Genomic DNA, 4,953 nt, shown 5'->3' with positions numbered 1-4,953 from the left:
CTGATGCCTTTTTCTTTTTCAAGAATCGTGAGAGCATCTAATAATTCACTGCTCATTTAACGGTCTCCCCCCTTAAAACATTTGTATTCATTAGAATGTAACAGCTAATCTTGCATTAGCTATCTTTTCATACGGAATATTGATCCGTTTCTTTCTTGTTTTGATCGTGATCTCAACTGTCACTGTTTGTCCATCAAATTCAGCCAGTTCACCTTCAAACACTTTTACGCCGTCAATAGGCTCATACGTCTTAATGTATACGTTTTTTCCTAGTGATTTTTCGAAATCGGCTTTTTTCTTTAGCGGACGCTCAGCTCCTGGAGATGAGACTTCAAGAAAGTAATTTTGGCTGATTGGGTCTGCCTCATCAAGCTTTTCGCTTAAAGCTTCGCTTACTTTGGCACATTCCTCAATATCCACACCGTCATCGGAATCAATAAACACGCGAAGGAACCAGCTTTGGCCCTCTTTGACAAATTCAATGTCAACGAGTTCCAGCTGAAGGCTGTCTACGATTGGCTGAGCCATTTCTTGAACGGTGTCAGTCACTTTTTTGCTCATGTTCTTCCTCCTTGTGCTGTCGATCTCATATTCGTCTCGTCACTCTGCATAAAAACCCTGCTTCAAAAGAGCAGGGGCTAAAAAGTAAACGATGAACATGTCGAGACAAAATTCTCCTGTTCAATACAAAAGAGCGGGTTTCCCCACTCTTTGCCTCGGTAATCGTTAGCATTTCCAATAAAACTATACCATAACCATATTTTTATTGCAAATGGATATACGCTTACCTTCATACCTAAGCAAGTGACAGAAACTCTAATATTACGATGGCACTTTTTGCGCTTATGTATGCATAGAAGCAGAATTTCTGAGAAATTCTGCTTTCCATATTAGAACAGTGACAATTGGTTTTGATCAGGCAGTGACTCCAGACAGCCATGGCGATCTAAGTACTCTAAAATCGTTTTTGATACTTTCCCTCTCTTTTGCAAATCTTCTTTTGAGAGGAATTCGCCTTCTTCGCGAGCTTTTACAATGTTCAAAGCAGCGTTCGTCCCTAACCCTGGAATAGAGTTAAACGGCGGAATTAGACTGTTGCCGTCAATAATAAACTCTGTGGCGCTGGAGCGATATAAATCGACTTTTTGGAATGAATAGCCTCTCTCACACATCTCAAGCGCTAATTCTAAAACAGTCAGAAGGTTCTTTTCCTTCGGTGAAGCATCAAGTCCTTTAGCGTTTATATCCTCCATTACCGCTCTGATTGCTGTAGAGCCCTTGATCATTGTATCAATATCAAAGTCATCTGCACGAACGGTAAAATAAGCCGCATAATACAAAAGAGCATGATGCACTTTAAAGTAAGCAATGCGGACTGCCATTAAGACATATGCCGCGGCGTGGGCTTTCGGGAACATGTATTTAATCTTTTTACAGGAATCAATATACCAGTCTGGGACATTGTTATTTTTCATTTCTTCTTCCCATTCAGGCGTTAATCCTTTTCCTTTACGCACGAATTCCATGATTTTAAAGGCAAGGGACGGTTCAAGGCCTTGATAGATTAAATAAACCATAATGTCATCACGGCAGCCGATAACCTCACTCAGCTCACAAATATTATTGTGGATGAGCTCCTGTGCATTGCCAAGCCATACATCAGTTCCGTGAGACAAGCCTGAAATCTGAACGAGCTCAGAAAAAGTGGTCGGCTTTGTATCTTCAAGCATCTGCCGGACAAATCGGGTTCCGAATTCAGGAATTCCAAGAGTGCCCGTTTTACAGCCAATCTGTTCTTCAGTCACACCGAGTGATTCGGTTCCCTGGAAGATCTTCATCACTTCAGGATCATCCGTCGGAATTGTTTTCGGATCTATTCCGCTTAAGTCTTGAAGCATCCGAATAACAGTCGGGTCATCGTGTCCGAGAATATCAAGTTTTAACAGGTTGTCATGGATGGAGTGGAAATCAAAATGAGTCGTTTTCCACTCTGAACCTGTGGCATCTGCCGGAAACTGGATCGGTGAAAAATCATAAATATCCATATAATCCGGAACTACGATAATACCGCCAGGGTGCTGTCCAGTTGTACGTTTTACACCCGTGCATCCCTGCACGAGCCGATCTATTTCGGCACCGCGCATATGAAGATTGTTGTCTCCGGCATAGCCTTTTACATAACCGTAGGCTGTTTTTTCTGCCACCGTGCCTATTGTTCCCGCACGATATACATTGTCTTCTCCGAACAATACTTTTGTGTAATTATGTGCTTGCGGCTGATATTCCCCTGAGAAGTTCAAATCGATATCAGGTACTTTGTCCCCTTTAAATCCTAAGAACGTTTCAAATGGAATATCATGGCCGTCTTTTTTCAAAGGCGTTCCGCAATGAGGACATGTCTTGTCAGGCAGGTCAAAACCAGAACCGACAGAACCGTCATTAAAGAACTCAGAATACTGACACTCAGGACAAACATAGTGCGGCGGCAGCGGGTTTACCTCAGTAATCTCAGTAAGTGTCGCAACTAATGAAGATCCTACGGAACCACGGGAACCAACGAGATACCCGTCATCTAGTGAACGTTTTACAAGTTTGTGAGAGATCAAGTAAATAACAGCAAATCCGTGGCCAATAATACTCTTTAACTCTTTTTCAATCCGCGCTTCGACAATTTCAGGCAGCTCTTCCCCGTAAATGCTTCTTGCACGCTGATAGCTCATTTCTCTGATCTCTTCATCAGCGCCTTCGATTTTCGGCGTATATAAATCATCTTTAATCGGCTTGATGTCATCAACTAAAGAAGCAACCTTTTGGGTATTGGTGACTACGATCTCCTTCGCTTTTTCTTCACCTAAGAAAGAAAAAGCTTCAAGCATTTCGTCTGTCGTTCTGAAATGCACTTTCGGCAGTTCATGCCTGTTCAGCGGATTTGCCCCGCCTTGTGAGGATATTAAAATCTTTCTGTAGATTTTATCCTCATCATTCAAGTAATGGACATTTCCCGTCGCAACAACCGGTTTATTAAGCTTTTCCCCCAGCTTCGTGATATTCGCAATAATTTCTTTCAGCGCTTTTTCATCACGGACCAGTTCAAGCTCCAGCAAGTGACGATACACTTCAGGCGGCTGAACCTCAAGGTAATCATAAAATGACGCGATATCTTCCACCTCTTCAGGCGATTTTTGCATCATTCCCTCAAAAACCTCTCCCCTGTCACAGGCAGAACCGATCAGCAACCCTTCCCTGTATTTCTCAAGCTGAGATCTCGGAATACGCGGCACTCTGTAAAAATAATGAATATGAGAAAGTGACACAAGCTTAAATAAATTTTTAAGTCCCGTGCTGTTCACGGCAAGTAATGTTGCATGATACGGTCTTGATCTTTGATAAGCATTGGACTGACCCATATTTTCATTCAACTCATCATGGTACTGAATACCTTTTTCAGCTGCGTCTTTCAGCATTTTCAGAAGCAAATAAGCGGTTGCCTCAGTATCATAGATCGCACGGTGATGCTGTGTGAGTTCGATATCAAACTTTTTACAAAGTGTGTTCAACCGGTGGTTCTTAAATTCCGGATAGAGAAAACGTCCAAGTTCAAGCGTATCAATGACTGGGTTTTTAGCTTTTTCGACTTCAAGAAGCTTTTTATAGGCTACATTTAAGAATCCCATATCAAAGCTTGCATTATGAGCGACAAGAATATCATCGCCAATCCATTCTCTGAAATCTCTTATTACATCTACGACATCCGGAGCGTCTTGTAGCATATCATCTGTGATCCCTGTCAGCTCTATGATTGTGGCGGAAAGCGGACGATGCGGGTTCGCAAACGCCTCAAATTTATCAATAATTTCTCCGCCTTTTACTTTTACTGCAGCCAGCTCAATAATGGTATCGTATACAGCAGACAATCCTGTCGTCTCAACGTCAAAAACAACATATGTTTCTTCTTCGAGCAGACGATGTGCGGCATTATAAGCAATTGGCACGCCATCATCCACGAGATTCGCTTCCATCCCGTAAATCATTTTAATTCCATGCTTTTTGGCCGCAGAATACGCATCAGGGAAGGATTGAACGACAGCATGGTCAGTCAAAGCGATGGCCTCATGCCCCCATTTTTTCGCCTGTTCGACAAGCTTTCCGATACCCGTAACAGCATCCATTTGGCTCATTGGGGAATGAAGATGCAATTCCACTCTTTTTTCTCCTTCAGGTGCTGAATCTTCACGGGTTTTTGCTTTTATTTCGTTTACGTCATTTGCGATCATGACAAGGTCTCTGACAAATGTATCATTTTGAATGCTTCCGCGTGCTTTTACCCACATTCCTTTTTTCAGAGACTTCATCAGCGCCGCATCTTCTTTTTCACGTGCAAACATTTTGATCAAAATACTATTTGTATAGTCTGTAATTTTGAAGATACACAGCGTGCGCCCGCTCTTCAGCTCGCGCGTCTCCACATCAAACACATAACCTTGGACCGTAATTCTCCGTTCTTCGTCCATGATGCTGTCAAGCGTCCGGATTTCCTCGTTATCTTTAATTTGATAACCGATAACAAGAGGACCAGATGGTGCTTGGTCTTCATCACTTTCTTTATCTTTCTTCTCCATTTCAATCAAGGCCTGCATAGCCCGCTCTTGGTCTTCCGCAAGCTTTTGTTCCCGAAACTTTTGAACTTCCTGCTCGGATACAAATATTTCAGCATCAAGCTGAAGATCCGGAAAGCCAAATTGACGGTAGCCTGCTTGAATCATGGAACTGTATTTGTTTTTTAGCGCAGCCGCTTCTGTATCCGTTTTGGTTTTGACAATCAGTTTATTGCCCTTCAGCTTCGGTTTTTGCTGGTTTAAAAGACTGATAATCGGCGGCGAAATGCCCTGCAGTTCTTCAATGCAGCGTGACCAGTAGTCTTGAACGATACTTTCACTGACCTCGGCATCCTGA

General features: G+C 42.6%; 2 protein-coding genes. Both read right to left on the bottom strand.

Annotated features, from left to right (window positions below):
* Positions 1 to 90 precede the first annotated feature (90 nt).
* The gene (gene rimP, locus RAC86_RS35290) at positions 91 to 561 is read right to left on the bottom strand and encodes a ribosome maturation factor RimP (protein WP_003231915.1); all 471 of its coding nucleotides are present in this window, start codon (positions 559 to 561) and stop codon (positions 91 to 93) included.
* Positions 562 to 890: 329 nt separating this feature from the next.
* On the bottom strand, positions 891 to 4,953 hold a 4,063-nt coding region (locus RAC86_RS35285; protein ID WP_377886676.1), incomplete at its 5' end, for a PolC-type DNA polymerase III.

It is taken from the genome of Bacillus sp. LR_5 (assembly GCF_042709275.1).
Note: the sequence above shows the minus strand (reverse complement) of the source record. Positions and strands in the feature narration are given on the sequence as shown.

Excerpts from the sequence above, each read along its gene's own strand:
- rimP (WP_003231915.1), bottom strand. The coding sequence starts at position 561 with ATGAGCAAAAAAGTGACTGACACCGTTCAAGAAATGGCTCAGCCAATC.